Here is a 19,062-nt window from a genome sequence, read left to right as displayed (position 1 = left end):
GTTCGATTGGTGGGAGAATGGGGGCATGTTAACGATGCAGAAGTCAGGTTCCGAGGTGGTCGCCCTACTGGAGAGGGCAGACGCCTCGGTAGCTGCTGCGTTGGCGGAGGTGAATTTCCAGCAGTTCACCGGGGATGAGGCTCTGGCCGTGATGGCGGCGGTGGAGAAGCTGGGGCGCCGGGCGGATGGGGCGAGGGTGGCGTCGGCGACAGACGTGGCCAGCCGGGCGGATGCGGCCCTGGGTCATGAGTCGCTGGCGTATAAGAACGGATGTCGAGGTAAGTACGAGCTGATCACCGCCGTGACACGCATCTCGGGTTCGGAAGCGAAGCGGCGGATGCGGCTCGGCGGCCTGGTCAGCGGCGCGGCCCACTCCGCCAGCGGGCTGCTCGGGCAGGAGATCCCGGTGCAACATCCGGCGGTCGCCGAGGGGCTCGCGTCGGGTGAGTTGGGGGTGGATGCGGCGGAGGTGATTGTGACGGCCCTCGAGCCGCTGTCGCGGCGGGTTGCTCCGGAGGTTTTGGATCGGGCGGAGCGGGCGCTGGTGGCGTCGGCGACGGGGGCGATCACGCCCGAGACCGAGGGGCTGCCGGGGGCGGGGATCGCGTTCTCCGCCGACCTGATCCGGGCGCAGGCCCACGAATGGGAAGCGCGACTCGACCCCGACGGCGCCGCACCCAGTGACGAGCAGACAGCGGCGAAGAGCACGGTGGGGTTCGGCCGTTTCAAGGCCGGGCTGTATCCGTTGCGGGGCGGGGTGACGCCGGAACTCAAGGGCATCATGGACGGCATCTTCAACACGTTCCTCTCGGCCCACGCGGCCCCCGCGTTCCCCAGTGCGGAGCAGCAGGCCCTGATCGAGGCCGGGGAGCTGATTCCCGGGGCGGAAGAATTCGACGACCCGCGCACCGGCGGTGAGAAACGAGCGGACATCCTCCGGGGCGTGTTTGAGTCGAAGGCGCGCGACGCGAAGACGCCCACTATGGGAGGGGCGGCACCCGTGGTGATGGTGCACGTAAACGCCAAAGATTTGAAGAGCGGGACCGGTGTCGGGTGGGTCGACGGGGTCGAGGCGCCGATCTCACTCCGCACCGTGAGGCAGAAGATGTGCGCCGGCGGCTACCAGAACGTGTTCCTCGGCGAAGACGGCGAGGTACTGCGGCTGGGTGAAAAGAAGCGGTTCTTCACCACCGCCCAGCGCCGGGCCATCGCCGCGAGGGACGGCGGATGTGTCATACCGGGGTGCACGGTAGCGGCGGCGTGGTGCGAAGTTCACCACATCATCCCGTGGCAACACCACGGAAAGACCGACATAGACAACGGAACTTTGCTCTGCTGGTACCACCACGCCACCATCGACAGCTCCGGGTGGGAGATACGCATGGTGCGAGGCCGTCCCGAGGTGCGAGGTCCGGTACTCTTCGACCCCACCCGCTCCTGGCGGCCCGCCGCCACCCACCGCGCCAATACGGCCAGCTCCGCATCGGGCTAGAAGTGTGCCCGGTGCAGCGTTGCAGGGTTGGCCCACGGGGTCTACGAAGCCCGCTGGTCGAGGAGCGAGGCACGAGCGTCTCGACGCTTCTATGGGAGTTGTCAAGCTGTTGAGGTCTTTTTTGATGATGTTTTGTGAGTCGTGTGGCGTGTTTTTGGGCGCGTGAGGGTGGCGGGCGGGCCGTCGAAGATGGCCTGTCCGCTGGGCGGTGGTGACGTTTTAGATGGTGTGGTTATCGAGGACGCGGAACAGGTGCCGGGCGATGTAGCGTTTCAGGACGCGTTGGATCTCCTTGGGTGTCTTGCCTTCCTTCGTCCGTTTCTCGACGTAGGCGGCGGTCGCCGGGTCGTGGTGGTAGCGGTAGAACGTGGTGACCCAGATGGCGGTGTTGAGCGCCCGGTCGCCGCCGCGGTGCAGACGGTAGCGGATGGTGTTGCCCGATGACGCGGGGATGGGCGCGATGCCCGCGAAGCGGGCGAACGCGGCCTCGGAGCGGATGCGTCCCTGGTGCGACCACGACACGATCAGCTGCGCGGCGACGATCGCGCCGACGCCGTGCTCAAGCAGCAGGTAGGGGGCGAGGGCTTTCACGTGCTTGAGGAGGCCCTTCTCGTTCGCCGTGAGCTCGGCTTGACGGCTGAGGATCTCTCGCGCTTCGCGGGCAGCCTCGGCGCGGATGGTGACCATGCCGACGTCATCGTTTCGATGGGCGCGCCAGGCTGCGACGACTTTGACTTGCTCGGCGGTGAGGGCCAGGCGAACGTCCAGGCCGAAACCGTACCCGCGCAGCAGCGCTGTGAGGCGGTTGTTGGAGGCGCTGTGGGCCTTCTTGAGGGCGGCGCGCGCGGTCAGTAGCACCGTCAAGGCTGCGTGGTGCCCAGCGTGGTTGCGGGGCGTGATGAGGTGCTCCATTGGCAGGGCGAGGGCGTAGCGGGCGGCGTGCTCGGCGTCGATGGGGTCGGTTTTGCCGGCCCGGCGAACGCCGCGCTTGGGCGGCCTGGTTTCGGTGACGCGCACGCCGGCGGCCGTCAGGAGGTCGCAGAACTGGGCTCCGTAGGACCCGGTGCCCTCCATGGCCACCAAAACCGGCCCCGTTGTTTCGCGTTCGATCCACGCCTGAGCCCGTTTGAGTCCGGGCGGAGTTGTCGGGAATGTTTGCGCGGTGCCGTGTTTGCCGCCCAGATGGTCGAGGGCGACCAGCGTGTGCGTTTTGGCATGGGTATCCACCCCGATGACATAACTGAACTGCTGTGAGACCATGGTCACGATAACTCCTTCGATGGGTGTTATGTCGTGCCGGTCTGGGGTTCCTCGGAGAACATCTCTGTAATGAGTCACGACCCTGTCGGGGGTACGGACAGGCTTCTAATCAAGTCACTCTGAGGGTCACAGGCCGGCCTCGATTCGATGCGTGGAGCGGACATGTCGAGACGAAGACACCTCCGTGAAGAGGGTCAGAGACCAAAAGAGTCACGCAACCCACACGAATCAAGACCAGCCTGCCAGCTGATAACCAGACCAGCTATAACCATTACAGAGACCGCGCAGGCCGACTCTCAGACTCGGCTCACCCGGTCTCGAGACACGCCGCAGACGGCGTTCCTCGACCAGCGGAAAGGGGAAAACCGCGACGCATTCCGCATCCCACGATGGCGCGAAGCGCCTCCTCAGCTCGAGACACGCCGTAGACGGCGTTCCTCGACCAGGGGAACGGGAGCGTGAAAGAATTGTTCGACTTGATCATGAATATTGGGAGCCATCCGTGACCACCAACACCAGCGCGACCGACCTGAGCGCAACGGCGCAGATCGCCGTCATCGGCGGCTCCGGCCTCTACGAGCTCTTTGAGCCGGGCGAATCGACCACTCTCGAGATCGACACACCCTACGGACACGCGCAGGTCACCGTGGGTGAGCGCGCCGGCCGGCAGGTCGCCTTCCTGCCCCGCCACGGCACCGGGCACAGTGAGGCGCCGCACCTCATCAACTACCGCGCCAACATTTGGGCTCTCGCCTCCCTCGGCGTGAAGGCCATCATCTCCTCGGCCGCGGTAGGCGGCGTCAGCCCGGACTACCCGACGGGCATGCTCGTGGTCACGGACCAGTTCATCGACCGCACCACCGGCCGCCCTGACACCTTCTTTGATCAGGGATCCGTGCAGCACCTCGCCGCCGCCGACCCGTTCGACCCGGTGCTGCGCGCAGCGGCCATCGCGTCTCTCGAGGCCCTCGGCGAAAACTTCGCGCCCACCGGAACCGTCGTCGTCATTCAGGGCCCGCGCTTCTCCACCCGTGCCGAATCCACCTGGTTTCGCTCCATGGGCGCCCACATCGTGAACATGACCCAGTACCCGGAGGTCGTGCTCGCCGCCGAACTGAACATGGGCACGGTCAACCTGTCGTTCGTCACCGATGCGGATGCCGGACTGTCCCCGCTCGAAACCGAGGACACGGTTTCGGCCTCGCTCGTTTTCAAGCGACTGCGGGAGGCCCAGCCGCGCATCCTCGCCGCGATCGACGGCATTCTGCGCGGACTCCCGGAGGACTACGCGCCACGCGAGCTCGTGGCCGCCGCCGAGGTGCGCATCGCGCTCGAGCGCACGCCCCGCACGCGAACCGCCAGTCACAGTGCCGCCGCGGCGCCGCCGGCCGGTACCGGTGCCGCGACATCCGCTCTCTCCGACGCCTCGAGCGTCGAATGACAACGCCGCACCTGCTCGTCACCGGAGGAGCCGGCTTCATCGGCGGCGCCATCGTGGAGCAGGCCCTCGAACGCGGCTGGCGGGTGCGTGTTCTCGACTCCCTGCGCTCCGACGTGCACGGCGCCCCGCCCGTGATCGACCCCCGAGTACATTTCATCCACGGCGACGTAACCGTGCCCGCCGACGTGGACGCCGCCCTTCTGGGCGTCGATGTGGTCTGCCACCAGGCCGCCAAGGTAGGGCTCGGCGTAAACTTCGCCGACGCCCCCGACTACGTCACGAGCAACGAGGTGGGCACGGCCGTGCTGCTCGCGGCGATGGCCCGCGCCGGCACCGACCGCCTCGTGCTCGCCTCCTCGATGGTCGTCTACGGCGAGGGCAGCTACGTGGGCCGTCACGGCCACGCCCGCCCGGGTCCGCGACGCACCGTCGACCTCGACGACGGCCGCTTCGACCCCGTCGACGAGGTCACCGGTGACCGCCTGCATCCCGCCCTTATCTCCGAGGACGACCCCCTCGACCCCCGTAACGTGTACGCGAGTACCAAGCTCGGCCAGGAATACCTCACCACGGCCTGGGCCCGTTCCACCGGTGGCCGAGCCATCGCCCTGCGGTACCACAACGTCTACGGGCCCGGAATGCCGCAGAACACGCCTTACGCGGGCGTCGCCTCCCTGTTCCGATCCGCCCTGGAGCGAGGTGAAGCCCCAACAGTGTTCGAAGACGGCGCCCAGCGCCGGGACTTCGTGCACGTGCACGACGTGGCGTCCGCCAACCTCGCTGCCATCGACTTCACCGAGACGGCCGCCGAGCAGTTCTTCCGCGCCTTCAACGTGGGCAGCGGCACGGTGCACACGATCGGCGAAATGGCCGAGGCGCTCAGCGCCGCCGCGCACGGCCCCGCGCCTGTGATCACCGGGGAGTACCGCCTCGGCGACGTGCGGCACATTACCGCGTCATCGGAACGCATCCGCTCGGAATTGCAGTGGATGCCGGCCGTCACCTTCGAAGAGGGCATGCGTGAGTTCGCCACGGCCCCGCTCCGGGCCGCGGTGCACCGTTAGCCCCGGTGCACCGGTAACGCCGCGGGTCAGCGGTCGACTGCGGCCAGGATGGCGGCACCGAGCTCGACCGGCTTGGTGAACTGTGGCCAGTGCCCCGTGGGCAGGTCAACGTACTCTACATCGGTGATGTCCGCGAGCTCGGCCACGTGCGGGTCGCCGGACTGCACCCAGCCGATCAGGGCCGCCGTGGGAAACTCACACGCGATCACCGTGACCGGCACATCGAACCGGCGCACATTGCCGAGCGTCTGCTTGTCGTAGGCCACACCGCGCGGCTGCGGAATGGCGCGAGCACGAAAATCGGCCCGCAACTCCTCGGTGAGGTCGGTGAGATCGGCGTCGTCGAAGTCGTCCCACGGGGGAAGCGGCACATCGTCTCCCACCGCGGGAAGCTCGTCGTTGATGACGCCGCCGTCGCCGACCGGGCCACTGTCCACGTAGACCGCGCGCGCGACCCGCTCGGGGCGCGCATCGACGACCCCATGAATAATGGCGCCTCCGCCGGAGTGCCCCACCAGCACGACGTCACCGTCGAGGGCATCGACTGTGGCCACGACAGCATCGATGTGTTCACGCAGGCCGATGCCGGCTCGCGGTGCGTCGAGCGCTTCAAGCCCTGGCAGCGTGAGCGGATGCACGCGATGCCCGGCCTGGACGAGCGAGGGGGTGACCTGCGACCACGAGGAAGCGTCCAACCAGAATCCGGGTACGAGGATTATGTCCATGACGAGACCCTACGCCGTCCTTGCGCGGCGCGGGTCAGACCGGAACGCGTGCCGCGTTCTCGGCCGGCGGCAGCAGTACCTCGAACCGGCAGCCGCCGGGCACATTGCGCACCACAACTTCGCCGCGATGCGCCTGCACGATCCCCTGCACGATGGCGAGTCCGAGCCCGCCACCACCGGCCGGCGTACCGGGAGCGGCCGGGGTGCGCGGCTCACTTGCCCGCCAGCCGGCCTCGAACACCCGCGCCAGGTCCTGCTCCGCGATACCGCCGGCGGCGTCCTGCACGGCGATCGAGGCCCGCCCGTCGTCGTGCCGCGTCGCCGACACCACGATCGGGCTGCCGGGCGGCGCGTGCTGGATGGCGTTCATCACGAGGTTGCCCACCGCCCGCGACAGCTCGCGCGGATCGGCCAGAATTGACAGGCCGCTCTCACCCTCAAATCTCAGGTCCAGCCTCTTGTGCGTGGCCACCGGCGCGAGTTCGGCCACCGTGTCACTGATCAGGTCGTAGAGCGACACGCACTCGAGCGAGAGACGCAGTGTGCCCGCGTGGATGCGCGACAGCTCGAACAGGTCATCCACCATGCCGGTGAGCTGGTCGACCTGCCCGCGAATCTGCGCGTAATAGCGCTCGGGGTCGGGCGCCATACCGTCTTCGAGTGCCTCGGCCATGGCGCGAATACCGGCCAGCGGCGTGCGCAGGTCGTGGGAGATCCACGCCACGAGCTCCCGACGGCTCGCCTCAATGCGGGTCTCGAGCAGGTGCGCCGCGGCGAGCCGGGCGGCCGTTTCGGCCAGCTGGGTGTTTCGCTCGGCCAGCTGCGAGGGTGACGCGAACTCTGGCTGCACCGGAGCCGCCGCATCCGCTGGGGGCGCCGCACGTGCCGAACGGATGCTGCGCGCGGCCACCACGATCGCGACAAGCGCCAGCCCGCCCAACACAATCGAGCAGAGCAGTGCCGCGGTGGCCACGGCGGCCAATCCGGCGGGTGTCACGCGGTAGCGCCGGTCGGAGCCGCGGGGGCGGTCGGAGCCGTATCCAGGTCCTGGTGACCCAGCAACACGGGGTCGAAACGGTAGCCGACGCCCCAGACCGTGTTCAGCAGCAACGGATGCGCCGGGTCGGCCTCGATCTTCTCGCGCAGACGTCGCACGTGCACCGTCACTGTGGAGAGGTCGCCGAACTCCCAGCCCCACACCGAACGCATCAGGTCTTCGCGGCTGAGCACCTTCGACGGTCGCCAGATGAGGTAGGCGAGCAGATCGAATTCCCGTGCGGTGAGCACGAGCGGCACCCCGCGCAACCGCACCTCGTGTGCGGACAGATCGAGCGAAAACTCACCCGCAGCGATGACACCCTCGGGGATGTGCTCGACGCCGCTCCGGCGCAACACAGACTGCACCCGCAAGACCAGCTCGCGCGGAGAGAACGGTTTCGTGAGGTAGTCGTCGGCCCCCGCTTCGAGCCCCTCGATGCGGTCTTCCTCTTCGCCGAGGGCGGTCAGCATGATGATGGGCACGGCCCAGTTGGCCCGAATGCGGCGGCACACCTCGAGACCGTCGATGTGGGGCAGCATACGGTCGAGGATCACGAGGTCGGGCCGTTCCGCCTCGGCCTGCCGCAGGCCGCTGAGGCCGTCGGGGGCCTGGTCCACCACGAAGTCGGCCGCGAGCAGATATCGGCACACGACCTCGGAGACCATCTGGTCGTCGTCGATCACGAGGATTCGCCGGCCGGCCAGCGCGTCGGCGCGCGGTGTTGCGAAGTATTGGGAAGGTGCCACCTTCTCAGGATATGTGAGTGTTCCGCGCGCCGCTTGTGAACTTTCAGCGACCCGTAACGTGTCTGGCAGGCTTTCAACATATTTGCCCGCCTACAGTCGGTCTATGACTCAGACGCGGGTAGATGTTGTGTTTCCGTGCCTGAACGAGGCAGGCGCGCTGCCGTGGGTGCTGTCCCGGCTGCCGGAGGGCTATCGGGCGATCGTGGTCGACAATGGGTCGACCGACGGATCCGCAGAGGTAGCTCTGGCGCACGGTGCACTAGTGGTGCACGAAGCGCGGCGAGGGTTTGGTGCCGCGGCGCACGCAGGGCTGCTGGCCTCGACCGCCCCCATCACGGCGTTCTGCGACGCCGACGCCTCGATGGATCCGCGGTTTCTTCCGCTTCTCGTCGATCCGGTCGAGGCCGGAACCGACGATTTGATGCTCGGACGCCGCCGACCCACGACCGCCGGATCGTGGCCCCTGCATGCGCGAATAGCAAATACCACTCTTTCTTGGCGACTGCGCCGAACAACAGGTGTGAGCATTCATGATTTGGGCCCCATGCGGGCCGCGCGGCGCGAGGCGCTGCTTTCCCTCGACCTCCAGGACCGACGCAGCGGTTATCCGCTGGAGATGTTCCTGCGCGCGGCCGATGCCGACTGGCGCATCCGCGAGGTCGACACCCCCTACTCTCCCCGCGTCGGTCGCAGTAAGGTGACCGGCACCATCCGTGGCACCATCACCGCCATTCACGACATGTCGAAACTGCTGCGAGAGGTGCGCTGATGACAATTCTTGTGGTTATCGCCAAGGAATGCCTGCCTGGCCGGGTGAAGACCCGGCTGCACCCGCCGCTGAGCCTCGAACAGGCCGCTGAGCTTGCCGCGGCCAGCCTCCACGACACGCTGCGTGCCGTCATGCACCTGCCCGCCACCCGCCGGGTTCTCGCCTATGACGGTGTCGTTCCGCCCCCCGCGGCCGTGGGCTGGGAAATCCTGCCGCAGGTGGGCGGCGGCCTCGACGAACGACTCGGCGCCATCTTCGACAGCTTCACCGAACCCACAGTGCTCATCGGCATGGACACCCCGCAGGTGACCGCCGCGCTGCTCGCCCCCGTCTTCGCGGAGGACGACGCCGACGGGGCTTCCCCAGTGGATGCCTGGCTCGGCCTCGCCGAAGACGGCGGCTTCTGGGCGCTGGCCATGCGTACCCCACGCGGCGACCTCATTCGCGGCGTGCCGATGAGCCAGGACGACACCGGCGCCGTGCAACTCGCCCGACTGACGGATGCCGGCCTCACCGTGCGCACACTGCCTCCCCTCGTTGATGTGGACACGATCGACGACGCCCACCGCGTTGCGGCCGAGGCTCCGCATGGCCTGTTCGCCATGACGCTTGCCGCCCAGCTCGCCGCCGAGCTCGCCACACACTCCGCCGTTCCGAAGGGACCCCGCTCATGACGCTCACGTCCGCTCGTGAATACCAGCCGCTCGCGCCCGCCACCTTCGGCGCCGGCGGAGCCGAGCCCTACGCCACGGCGCTTCTCGGCGCTTCGAATGTGCTCTACCTGCACGGCATCCGCTCAGAGGAGGGCTCCGGCTCCTCTCCGATGAATGCCGCCCGCTGGAGCGCCGACGCGGATGCCACCGATCTGTCCCTGCTCGTGGGCGCGAGCGGACCGGTGCTCGACATCGGCTGCGGCCCCGGGCGAATGGTGCGCGCAGCAATGAGCCTCGGGCTCGCCGCTGTGGGTGTCGACGTGTCCGCGACCGCCGTGCGCATCGCCGTTGCGGCCGGCCTGACCGTGCTCAACCGTTCGGTCTTCGCGTCGATGCCGCTCGAGGGCGAATGGGAGACCCTGCTGCTCGTGGACGGCAATATCGGAATCGGCGGCGACCCCCGCGCGATGATGGAGCGTTGCGCCGCGCTGCTTGCCTCCGGCGGCGCGCTCGTGGTCGAGGTGAGCGGCGACCCCGACCATGACCTGAGTTACGAGGGCACTCTCGAAGACGCCGAGGGGCGTCGCAGCGAGCCGTTCCCGTGGGCCGAGATCGGCGCGGGCGCGCTTCGGTCGCACGCGACCGCAGCCGGACTTCGTTCGGCTCAGGAGTGGCGCGTGTCGGGCCGCTCGTTCGTGCGCTTCGTGCGCGAGTAGAGCCACACGGCCAACCCGGCGGCCAGCACGGCCAGCACCACGAAGAACACAGCCAGGTTGACCCCATAGTTCAACGGCAACACCGTGGGGTTGTCCGGCCTGAAGTTGGTGGCGATCATGGCCGGCACCACAATGAGCGCCATGATCGACCCCACCACGACGAATCCCTCGATCACCACGACGACGGTACCGCCGAAACGGTGGCCGGCGCGGCTGATCAGGGTACCGAGCATGAACACGATCGGCGCGAGGATGGCGTCGTGCAGAATGATTGCCGCGATGATCCACAGCGCCACCCCGGGGATGCGCGTGGCGCGCACGGTGTCGAACATCACGTAGGCGCCCCACGCGAGTAGCGCCGCGCCCAGGAGAATCAGACCGAGACGGATGCCGCGCATCACGCGGGTGTCGCCGACCTCTGTCGGTTCGGCGAGGGGAGTTGCAGACTCGCTCATGCTGGTGTCGCTCATGCGGAGATCGCCTCGATTCGGCTGAGCCATTTGGTTTGGAGTACGCCCGGACGGCCGGGAGCGATCATGCGGGCGGGGTAGCCGTGCTCGAGGTCCAGGGTTTCCCCATTGAGTTCGAGCGCCACCAGGGTGAGCGGATCGCGCACGTACTCGTAGCCCATCTGGGTCTTGCTGAAGCTGCCGCGCTCCTCGAGACTGATCAGCCGGAACGACGTTTCGGCTTCCGCTCCCACGACGTCGGCGAGGTCCATCATGCGCACGCCGCGCCAGGTGGCCATCTGGCTCCAGCCCTCGACGCACGCGATCGGAAGCCGCACCTCGGTCTGGGGCATGGCCTGCAGCTCGGCACGGCTGAACGTGGTCTCGGTCCCCGCATACACGAGTGTCAGGGCCCAGTCGGTCGCCATCGCGGCATCAGCTACCTTGGCCTGCTTAGAGGTGCGGTTCACGGGAACGCCCTGCTGGCCGACGCCCTTCTTGCGCGGACCGAACACGTTGGCGGCGTCGAGGGGGGCGAAGGTCTGGCCGGCGGTGAGGCCCACGACGGCGGTGACGCTCACGGCCACTGTGGTGAGGAAGCCTCGGCGGCTGACCCGCTTGGTCTTCTGCGGGGTCGCGTCGATGTAGTCGAGCAGACGACCGGTGATGCCGCCCGGACGGGTGGTGCCCCAGAGGCGCACCTCTTCGGGGTTCTTCGACCGGTCGGGGTGCGCGGCCTCGGCGAGGTGATCGGGTTCGCTGCCGTCCGCGGCCTTGCGCCAGTAACGGGTGATGAGCGGCAGCTTCACCCCGATATGGATGGCGAGCAGGCCGATGAGCACCCAGCCGAGCGCGAAGTGCACCTGGCGGAACGGGAACGGCCACGGGTACCACTGGTAGGTGTTGAGCAGGCCGATGGTGATCTGCACGAGGCTCGCGCCCACGAAAAGGGCGATCGTGGCGCGCTCGAGAAAGTTGAGGAAACCCTTGACCGGCGGCCAGGCGAAGAGCGCCGGGAACACGATGTAGAGCTTGGCCAGCAGCAGGGGGAAACACGCGATGCCGGCGATGATGTGCAGGCCCTGCGTGAACTGGTATAGGTAGGCCGGCCGGGTGGCGAAGTGCATGCCCGGCAGCGGATTCTGCAGAAAGTGACTGTACAAGCCGGTTCCGAAACAGATCAGGAAAGCGGCGCCCAGAAGACGACCGATGACAGTCGCCATTCGGGGGTTTCGCACCGGCGATGCCAACGCTCGCTGGGCCTCGTACATCAATCGCCGCATAGGTCAATTCCACCACTGACCGGCCTCTTCCGGGGACAGATAATTATTACGGTTGGGTGACAGCGAACGAGTCTCGGGGTGCGGGTCGTCGGTTGGGCACAGAGTCGGGGAGGATGGAACAGTGCGAATCGTTCTGGTCTCCCTGCTCCTGCTCCTGAGCACGGCCCTCACCGGGTACACAGTTCTCAGCTATGACAATTTTCAGCCCGACCCGGACTCCACCGCCCTCGTGGTGTGCACGGGCCTGCTGTGGCTGCTCTTTGCGCTGTCACTGCTGGCCCTGCGTGGGGTGAAGGGCCGCGCGATCGTCGTGCTCGTGCTCGCCGGATCCGTGGTTCTCGGCGGTGCCGCCCTGGTGGGTCCGCCGAACACGAGCACCGACTCCGCACGCTACGCCTGGGATGGCATCGTGCAGAACGCCGGCATCTCGCCGTACGCCTACCCGCCCACGGATGAGCGACTCGATTCGCTGCGCCCCGACTGGCTGTTTCCGGAGCCCGTGATCAACAAGCGCGGCGACGCGGTGTGCCGGGGAGAGCGCATCCAGCGCGCACGCACCGACCAGACCGACGAGCTGTTCTGCTCGGCCCTCAACCGCACGAACGTACCCACCATCTACCCGCCGGCGAGTGAGATCTTCTTCGCCGGCGTGCGCGCGGTCACCGGCCCCACACCGCAGTACTGGCCGCTGCAACTCGCCGGCCTACTGCTGAGCGTCGGCACCACGGTGATGCTGTTGGTCGGCATGAAGCGGCGCGGTATCGATCTGCGCCATGCCGCCCTGTGGGCGTGGTGTCCGCTCGTGGCCACGGAAGCCGTGAACAATTCGCACGTGGACATGCTCGGCGTGGTGTTCACCCTCGCCGCCGCGTTCCTCGTGAGCTCCGGCAAGCAGTGGCGGGGCGGCATCATGCTCGGCGTGGCCATTGCCACGAAGCTCATACCGGTGATTGCCGCACCAGCCATGCTGCGACGCCGTGGTTGGAAGGTGATCATCGCATCCGTTGTCACGTTCGCGCTGCTGTACGTGCCGTACGTGTTGGCCACGGGCATCGGTGTGCTCGGCTACCTGCCGGGGTACCTCACAGAGGAGGGCTACCAGGATGGCTCGCGGTTCGCGCTGATCTCGCTGTTTGCGCCGGGCTCTGCGGCGATCTGGGTAGCAGGAGCGCTGCTCGCGATCATCGCGCTGCTGGTGTTTCTGAAGACCGATCCCGACGCGCCATGGGTGGGGCAGCTCGTGATGATCGGCAGCACGCTGCTCATCCTGAGCCCGCGCTACCCCTGGTACGCGCTGTTGCTGCTGCCGTTCATCGCGCTGAGCGGACGATGGGAGTGGCTCATGGTGCCCCTCGCGCTGAGCCTGCGGTTGCTCGAGCCCTCGCTCGCCGTGACGCAGGCTTCGATGGCGCTCGCCGTGATCGTGATCGTGGCGGTGTCGCTGCGCCGCGCTGGCCCCGGCGCCACGGGGCGACTGCTGCGGCAACCCGGACGCCTCATTGCCCGGGTGCGTGATCGTGCGTCGCGGCCGGTTCAGCGCTCGTAGCGCAGAACATTGACGCCGGTGAGGTTCCACTCGGTGTCCAGGTCATAGCCGAGCGCGCCGAGCTTCGCGGTGATGCTCGGTCGCCAGTCTTGCTTGTCGCTAGTGACGAGCCAGACCTCGTCGACACCGTCGAACCGGTTCGTCACCTCAGCGATCGGATACTGCTTCTCCCAGAGCGTGCCGGCCTCGGCCGCGGGCGTCTTGAGTTTCACGTCCACCATCCCCGCGAAGGCCTCCGGGTATGACAGTGAAATGATGCGCGTCGTTGCGGCCGGATGCTGCCGCACCGGCCCGAAGATCACGGCGCTTTTCTCGACCGGGTGCTTCGCTCGCTCGGTTGCCACGAGAGTTGCGACCTCGTGCCACGAGGAATTCTGCTTGGCCTCGGGCATCCGCTGCGCAACGTATTGCGGCGCGGCCAGCGCTACGAGCGCGGCCACCGCCACCACGGTGAGCCAGTTGCGGCGAATGGAGGCGAGCGCCACGCCCATCAGCAGGGCCACCGCCGGCGCGCCGAAGGTGAGGTAGCGCGGGGAATACAGCGGGGACACCAGCAGTGAGGCCACAATCAGCCCGAGGGTGGGAACCACGATCCACGGCACGGCGATCGCGAGCAGGCTCGGTGCCAGGGGCGCCTCGGGGATCACCGGTGTGCGACGCGACCGGCGCACAAGCACGGTCCCGCCCGTGAGTACGAGCGCCCAGCCGGCCACGGCGAAGGCGGGATTGAGGGCGAACCACTGCCACACCACGATGTCGTTGAGCGTCTGTGCGGTGATCGGCGGAATCCAGCTCACCTGCTGGCTCTGGCCTGAGACCGTGAGTACGAACGGCACGAGAATCACGGCGGCGGCGACGGACGCCCCGAGCCAGCCGAGCAGTCCGGCGCTGGCTGTGCGTGAGCCCGGCCCCTCGATGGCGCTGTCGGCCTGGGCGAGACGGGTCCATGCGGCGGTCACTCCGTGCGCCACCACGAGCAGGGCGAGGTAGAGGAAGACCCCGGTGCCGAGCACGGCGAGCACTCCGTAGACCGCCCACCAGAGGGTGCGGATGCGTCGGCGCTCGCGCCCTCGACGCCAGGCGGCCACGAAGACCAGGGTCATCAGCACGGCGAGGGCCGTGCCGAGCGCGAACGAGCGGCCTTCCGCGCCGGACCAGGTGACCCGTGGCAAGAGGGTGAACGCGAGGCCGGCGAGCACAGCCGTGCGCCGGTTCGTGATCGAACTCGTGAGGAAGGTAAGCATTCCGGCGGCGAGCCCGGTGAAGATGGCGGATGGCAGGCGCAGGGTGAAGGGGGAGTAGGGCACGATGTCGAACCACACGTGCATGCCGGCGTAGTACAGGCCGTGCACGAGGTCGACGGATTCGAGCAGGTGGGCCAGATCGCTCCAACTGCGCGTGGCCGAGGTGATTGTGGCGGCTTCGTCGAACCACACCGAGGGTACCCAGGAGAATGCGACGGAGACCAGCAGCGCGATCGTGCCCAGGAGCGCGGCATCCGCTACGCGTTGGCTACCGAACCGGCGTGAGGCTTTCGTCATAGGGAATTCGTCCTCGCAATCGGGGCCGGGGTGCTCACCACGAGAGTAGCGGGTGCTTGCTGGCATCCAGCCGGGCGCCCGCCCTACGCCGGCTCTTCCGACCCCGGTGGCATAACTCCTGCAGATTGTGGGCCAGGCCGGGTTCAGCGCCCGGAACCACGCGGCCGTCTGTGCGGGGTGTGCCGATTTGCAGGAGTTATGGCGCGGGCGCACAGATGCCCGGGTGCGCAGAAGCGGGCCCGTCGCGTGTGCGACGGGCCCGTTTTTGTTGTGAGGTGAGGGCTGTTACTTCGTGGCGACCGTGATGGTGGCGATGCCGACGAGGAGCTGGTCGGCGACGGCGTCGGTTCCGAACGTGGTGTTCAGCAGGCCGGCGGCGTCGGCGGAGATGTGGACGGTGGTGCCGGTGAGGATGGCGTTGTCGCCGTCCATCTGGAGGGGCTTCAGGGTTCCGCCGTAGAGGTCGAAGACCTTGACCTGGGTGGCGGCGGACTCGCCGTTCACGGCCACGTCACCGAAGAGCTCCGAGGTGCCGGGGTCGATGGTGAAGTTGGTCAGTTCGACGACGGTGTCGCCGGCGGTGAGGGAGAAGCCGGAGCCTTCGTGCTCGAGGGTGCCCTGTACGTAGGGGCGCACGGTGCCGTTCGGGTCGTAGTAGTCAACGTTTCCGCCGGTGATGGGGAAGTGCAGGCTGCCCTCTTCGAGGGTGGCGCCTCCGATGACGCCCGGCGTCAGGCCGAGGGTTCCGAGTGCGGCGGCGAAGTCGGCGTCCAGGAGAACGGCCGTGTCGACTCCGGAGAGGCTGGGGATGGATGCGAGGGGGGCCTCGGGGGTAGCGGAGCTGGAGCTCGAGGAGCTCGGGGCGCTGGAGGAGGACGTGGTCGCGGCGTCGGTTGAGCAACCGGCGAGGACGGCCATCAGAATTCCGGCGGAAGCGAAACCGATGGTGGACTTGGCGAATGTACGCATGATGAGGGATTCCTTGTCTGTGTGCTGTGATGGTGTGGGGTGGTGATGAGGTCTGACTGGTGTTCGGTTCCACCCTCGAAAAGGTTTGGAAACCCACCAACCTGTTACCGTTCCGTTACCAAACGGGCATTAAAAAAGGCCCCCTTCACAATGAGAGGACCGGGAGCGCTTAAGAGGAGCGCTAGAAGTGCCGAAAGCGATCCGGGGCGAGTTCCCACGGATCCTTGCCGAGCAGCTCGGCGACGCCACGGAACACGCAGGTCTCGATGATCATGCGCTGATGGAGTTCGTCGTTCCGGTGCAGACGAGACAGCCGCTGGATCGGCAGGCGGTAGAAGACGATCCGGCGTGACGCCGGCGAGACCATCCAGCGCTCGACCCCCACGCCGGCGACAACCGAGTGCGGACCTGCCGCGACCTCGAAGGTCACGTCGGCGAGGTCATCGGGCCAGACTCCCCGCAGATATTCAACGGTTGACGCGACCGTCATGTCGAAGAGATCGATGCGCGTGCGCAGTGGCGGCAGAAACGGCCCGGCCACCGAACTTCGTGCGCCGCGTCCGTGGCGGTCGCGCCCGCGGCCGCGAACCGTGGGCGCGGGTACGGCGGAACGGCGCGATCTGGACATGCGCCAATCCTACTTCCGGAGCGGCCGCTGATACCCTTCAGACAGATGGAAATCCGGCCGTGCTCAAGAATCGCCTGTGGCGAGCCATCCGTGGCGACGCTCACGTTCGACTATGCCGATTCCATGGCCGTTCTCGGCCCGCTCTCGTTCGACCGGGACCCGCACAGCTTCGATCTCTGTGCCCGGCACGCCGCGCGAACGGCCGCGCCGCAGGGCTGGCAGCTCGTGCGTCACCGCGTCTTCGGCGACGCGAGCGCTGAAGAGTCCACGGACTAGGGCCGATTCGGGCCGAATCCGCAGGCCAACGGCAGGCAGGAATGGCAAGATGGGGCGCATGACTGTAGCCCCGCCGTCCACATCCGCCGCCTTCACCTACAAGATCGCCGATCTGTCGCTCGCGGAGGCTGGTCGGCACCAGCTGCGCCTCGCCGAAAACGAGATGCCCGGCCTGATGGCCCTCCGCACCGAGTTCGGCGATTCGAAGCCGCTCGCCGGCGCACGCATTGCGGGGTCGCTTCACATGACTGTGCAAACCGCCGTGTTGATCGAGACCCTCGTGGCCCTCGGCGCACAGGTGCGCTGGGCGAGCTGCAACATCTTCTCCACCCAGGACGACGCCGCGGCCGCCATCGCCGTGGGCCCAACCGGAACAGTGGATGCCCCTGCGGGCGTTCCAGTGTTCGCGTGGAAGGGCGAGACCCTCGAGGAATACTGGTGGTGCACCACTCAGATCTTCGACTGGAGCGCCGAAGCGAAGGCCGCCGGGGAGACCTGGACCGGACCCAACCTCATCCTCGATGACGGAGGAGACGCCACGATGCTCGTGCACAAGGGCCGCGAATTCGAGCAGGCGAAGACCGTTCCGGCAGACTCGGCCGGCGACAGCCACGAGTACGGCGTCATTCTGGCCGCCCTGCGGGTGTCGCTCGCGGCATCCGCTGACCGGTGGACCAAGGTCGCCGCTGACCTGCTCGGCGTCACAGAGGAGACCACGACGGGGGTGCACCGGCTGTACGAACTCTTTGCCGACAAGTCGCTGCTGTTCCCCGCCATCAACGTGAACGACTCCGTCACCAAGTCGAAGTTCGACAACAAGTACGGCATTCGCCACTCGCTGCCCGACGGTCTGAACCGGGCCACCGATGTGCTGATCGGCGGCAAGGTGGTGTTCGTGGCCGGCTACGGCGACGTAGGTAAGGGGGCCGCCGAGGCGCTCAAGGGCCAGGGAGCTCGCGTGATCGTGAGCGAGATTGACCCGATCAACGCGCTGCAGGCCGCGATGGACGGATTCCAGGTGGCCAAGCTCGAGTCGGTCGTCGAAGACGTGGATATTTTCGTCAGCGGCACGGGCAACTTCAACGTGATCCGCACCGAGCACATGCTGCGCATGAAGCACCTGGCCATCATCGCCAACGTGGGTCACTTCGACAACGAAATCGACATGGCAGCGCTCGAAGTGCTTCCGGGGGCGACGAAGGTGCAGATTAAGCCGCAGGTCGACGAATGGCGTCTGCCGAGCGGGCGCAGCATCCTCGTTCTGTCCGAGGGGCGCCTGATGAACCTCGGAAACGCCACCGGCCACCCCTCGTTTGTGATGAGCAACTCGTTCACCAACCAGGTGCTCGCCCAGATCGAGCTGTACTGCTTTACGGAGAAGTACCCGGTGGGTGTGTACGTGCTGCCGAAGTACCTCGACGAAAAGGTGGCCCGCCTGCACCTCGACGCGCTCGGAGTGGAACTCACGGTACTGAGTCCCGAACAGGCGGCATACCTTGGTATCCCCGTCGAGGGTCCGTACAAGGTAGACCACTACCGCTACTGAACCGCCCGCCCTGCCGACCCCAGCCCGCTTGCCGCCTCAACCGGCGGTTCCCTCGCGTTCTCGCGCCTCGACCAGCGGTTTCGGCCTCCCGCTGGTCGAGGAGTGCGCGCTGGCGCGCGTGTCGAGACTGCCTTGGCGTATCCCTGGTATCCCCTCGCTGGTCGAGGCGCGACGAAGGAGCGATCGAGACCGCGCAAGCCGGGTCTGAGAGTTGGCTTGGGCGGTCTCGAGCCGCTCGAGCCTCGCTCCTCGACCAGCGGGATGGGGATACAGGCTGCGTTTCCCTCGCAGACCTCGTGAGCCCAGCTGGAGAGTTGGCTCGCGTGCTGGGAAGCGACACGCCCGGCGCGGAGGGCGCTTTGACGGGGTGGGCGAGCGACCGTATTGTTTACACGTACCCCACAGGTGCGGAAAGCTGCTTAGCTCTCCGGCCTCAAGCGGGACCACCTCTAGGCCTGACATCCGGTCGCACTTCTTCTTGCAAGTGCGTCGTCTGAGGGTCTAGAATATAACTCTTCCCATCTCGATGGTTTGATCATCAGAGTCGTGGGATTTGCAGCGTGCCTCGGCACGCTCAAATCGCGCGAATTACTCGATTTGACAGCCATTCACCGGATGGGTAAGTTAGATAAGTTGCCCCAGAGCGACAGCCTGAAACGGCCGGCGGCTGGGTGCGTCCGATCCTTGAGAACTCAACAGCGTGCACAATGTCAAATGCCAAAAACCTCGTGGTTGTGGTCCCGTTTCTAGCGGGTAGCAGCCATTGAGATTCCTTTGGAATAACAATTGAAAGTCGTGGTTTCGATCACGCAAACAAACAAAGCAAGTCAGTAATGATTTGTTCTGTCAGTTTCAAACTTGCAGTTTCTTGGCCTATTCCGGCTGGTTATTGCACTAGATGGGCACCGTGTTTGTATTT

18 protein-coding genes are annotated in these 19,062 nt (G+C 66.9%); 9 read left to right on the top strand and 9 right to left on the bottom strand.

The genetic code is table 11. From position 1 onward, the window contains the following. Positions 1-25: 25 nt before the first annotated feature. Positions 26-1,492: an HNH endonuclease signature motif containing protein gene (locus BJ997_RS13200; RefSeq protein WP_183323517.1), complete on the top strand. Its 1,467-nt coding sequence runs from the start codon at positions 26-28 to the stop codon at positions 1,490-1,492. A 219-nt stretch (positions 1,493-1,711) separates the two neighbouring features. On the opposite strand, the gene BJ997_RS13195 is transcribed toward BJ997_RS13200, so the two are convergent. Further along, positions 1,712-2,752, bottom strand: coding sequence for an IS110 family RNA-guided transposase (locus BJ997_RS13195; RefSeq protein WP_052542858.1), 1,041 nt, complete (start codon positions 2,750-2,752; stop codon positions 1,712-1,714). 502 nt (positions 2,753-3,254) lie between these two features. On the opposite strand from BJ997_RS13195, the gene BJ997_RS13190 reads away from it, so the two are divergent. After that, positions 3,255-4,193 carry an MTAP family purine nucleoside phosphorylase gene (locus BJ997_RS13190; protein WP_084141710.1) on the top strand — a complete coding sequence of 313 codons (939 nt, stop codon included), beginning with the start codon at positions 3,255-3,257 and terminating at the stop codon, positions 4,191-4,193. Further along, positions 4,190-5,257 (top strand): NAD-dependent epimerase/dehydratase family protein, encoded by a 1,068-nt coding sequence (locus BJ997_RS13185; RefSeq protein WP_035839693.1) that lies wholly within the window; start codon positions 4,190-4,192, stop codon positions 5,255-5,257. The genes BJ997_RS13190 and BJ997_RS13185 overlap by 4 nt, the downstream gene beginning before the upstream one ends. A gap of 26 nt (positions 5,258-5,283) precedes the next feature. Here BJ997_RS13185 and BJ997_RS13180 read toward each other — a convergent pair whose 3' ends face one another. Genes BJ997_RS13180 through BJ997_RS13170 form a run of 3 tightly spaced genes read right to left on the bottom strand, consistent with a single transcriptional unit; the run spans position 5,284 to position 7,767 of the window. After that, the gene (locus BJ997_RS13180; protein ID WP_035839695.1) at positions 5,284-5,982 is read right to left on the bottom strand and encodes an alpha/beta fold hydrolase; all 699 of its coding nucleotides are present in this window, start codon (positions 5,980-5,982) and stop codon (positions 5,284-5,286) included. Between the two features lie 34 nt (positions 5,983-6,016). Next, on the bottom strand, positions 6,017-6,979 hold the full coding sequence (locus BJ997_RS13175; RefSeq protein ID WP_160175920.1) for a sensor histidine kinase: 963 nt from the start codon (positions 6,977-6,979) through the stop codon (positions 6,017-6,019). Further along, positions 6,976-7,767, bottom strand: a complete 792-nt coding sequence (locus BJ997_RS13170; RefSeq protein WP_236629117.1) for a response regulator transcription factor — start codon at positions 7,765-7,767, stop codon at positions 6,976-6,978. The genes BJ997_RS13175 and BJ997_RS13170 overlap by 4 nt, the downstream gene beginning before the upstream one ends. A 103-nt stretch (positions 7,768-7,870) precedes the next feature. Here BJ997_RS13170 and BJ997_RS13165 point away from each other — a divergent pair, with 103 nt between their 5' ends. The 3 genes from BJ997_RS13165 to BJ997_RS13155 are packed head-to-tail and all read left to right on the top strand — an operon-like array spanning position 7,871 to position 9,905. Continuing rightward, entirely contained in the window at positions 7,871-8,536 is a 666-nt protein-coding gene (locus tag BJ997_RS13165; RefSeq protein ID WP_035839698.1) for a glycosyltransferase family 2 protein, read from the top strand. Further along, complete coding sequence (locus BJ997_RS13160; RefSeq protein ID WP_052542669.1) at positions 8,536-9,210, top strand: TIGR04282 family arsenosugar biosynthesis glycosyltransferase; 675 nt, start codon at positions 8,536-8,538, stop codon at positions 9,208-9,210. The genes BJ997_RS13165 and BJ997_RS13160 overlap by 1 nt, the downstream gene beginning before the upstream one ends. Then, positions 9,207-9,905 carry a class I SAM-dependent methyltransferase gene (locus BJ997_RS13155; protein ID WP_052542670.1) on the top strand — a complete coding sequence of 233 codons (699 nt, stop codon included), beginning with the start codon at positions 9,207-9,209 and terminating at the stop codon, positions 9,903-9,905. Before BJ997_RS13160 ends, BJ997_RS13155 begins: the two co-directional genes overlap by 4 nt. On the opposite strand, the gene BJ997_RS13150 is transcribed toward BJ997_RS13155, so the two are convergent. Beyond that, positions 9,854-10,375 carry a hypothetical protein gene (locus BJ997_RS13150; protein ID WP_052542673.1) on the bottom strand — a complete coding sequence of 174 codons (522 nt, stop codon included), beginning with the start codon at positions 10,373-10,375 and terminating at the stop codon, positions 9,854-9,856. The genes BJ997_RS13155 and BJ997_RS13150 overlap by 52 nt on opposite strands. Beyond that, positions 10,372-11,577, bottom strand: coding sequence for a molybdopterin-dependent oxidoreductase (locus tag BJ997_RS13145; RefSeq protein WP_236629118.1), 1,206 nt, complete (start codon positions 11,575-11,577; stop codon positions 10,372-10,374). Before BJ997_RS13145 ends, BJ997_RS13150 begins: the two co-directional genes overlap by 4 nt. Before the next feature lie 181 nt (positions 11,578-11,758). Here BJ997_RS13145 and BJ997_RS13140 point away from each other — a divergent pair, with 181 nt between their 5' ends. Then, positions 11,759-13,183, top strand: coding sequence for a glycosyltransferase family 87 protein (locus BJ997_RS13140; RefSeq protein ID WP_035839704.1), 1,425 nt, complete (start codon positions 11,759-11,761; stop codon positions 13,181-13,183). Here BJ997_RS13140 and BJ997_RS13135 read toward each other — a convergent pair. The 3 genes from BJ997_RS13135 to BJ997_RS13125 form a co-directional block, all read right to left on the bottom strand. Beyond that, a complete protein-coding gene (locus BJ997_RS13135; protein WP_183323515.1) occupies positions 13,171-14,724 on the bottom strand; it encodes a glycosyltransferase family 39 protein in 1,554 nt (517 codons plus the stop codon). The two genes, BJ997_RS13140 and BJ997_RS13135, sit on opposite strands and share 13 nt — an antisense overlap. A 285-nt stretch (positions 14,725-15,009) precedes the next feature. Further along, positions 15,010-15,693 (bottom strand): hypothetical protein, encoded by a 684-nt coding sequence (locus tag BJ997_RS13130; protein ID WP_183323513.1) that lies wholly within the window; start codon positions 15,691-15,693, stop codon positions 15,010-15,012. 181 nt (positions 15,694-15,874) lie between these two features. Continuing rightward, entirely contained in the window at positions 15,875-16,321 is a 447-nt protein-coding gene (locus BJ997_RS13125) for a metallopeptidase family protein (RefSeq protein WP_035840794.1), read from the bottom strand. A gap of 45 nt (positions 16,322-16,366) precedes the next feature. Here BJ997_RS13125 and BJ997_RS13120 point away from each other — a divergent pair, with 45 nt between their 5' ends. Further along, positions 16,367-16,597, top strand: a complete 231-nt coding sequence (locus tag BJ997_RS13120) for a DUF3499 family protein (RefSeq protein ID WP_052542837.1) — start codon at positions 16,367-16,369, stop codon at positions 16,595-16,597. 58 nt (positions 16,598-16,655) lie between these two features. Further along, a complete protein-coding gene (ahcY, locus tag BJ997_RS13115) occupies positions 16,656-18,143 on the top strand; it encodes an adenosylhomocysteinase (protein WP_035840798.1) in 1,488 nt (495 codons plus the stop codon). Positions 18,144-19,062: the final 919 nt, after the last annotated feature.

It is taken from the genome of Cryobacterium roopkundense, assembly GCF_014200405.1.
Classification (GTDB): domain Bacteria; phylum Actinomycetota; class Actinomycetes; order Actinomycetales; family Microbacteriaceae; genus Cryobacterium; species Cryobacterium roopkundense.
The sequence above is the reverse complement of the archived record's forward strand: the minus strand, read 5'-3'. Positions and strand labels throughout refer to the sequence as shown.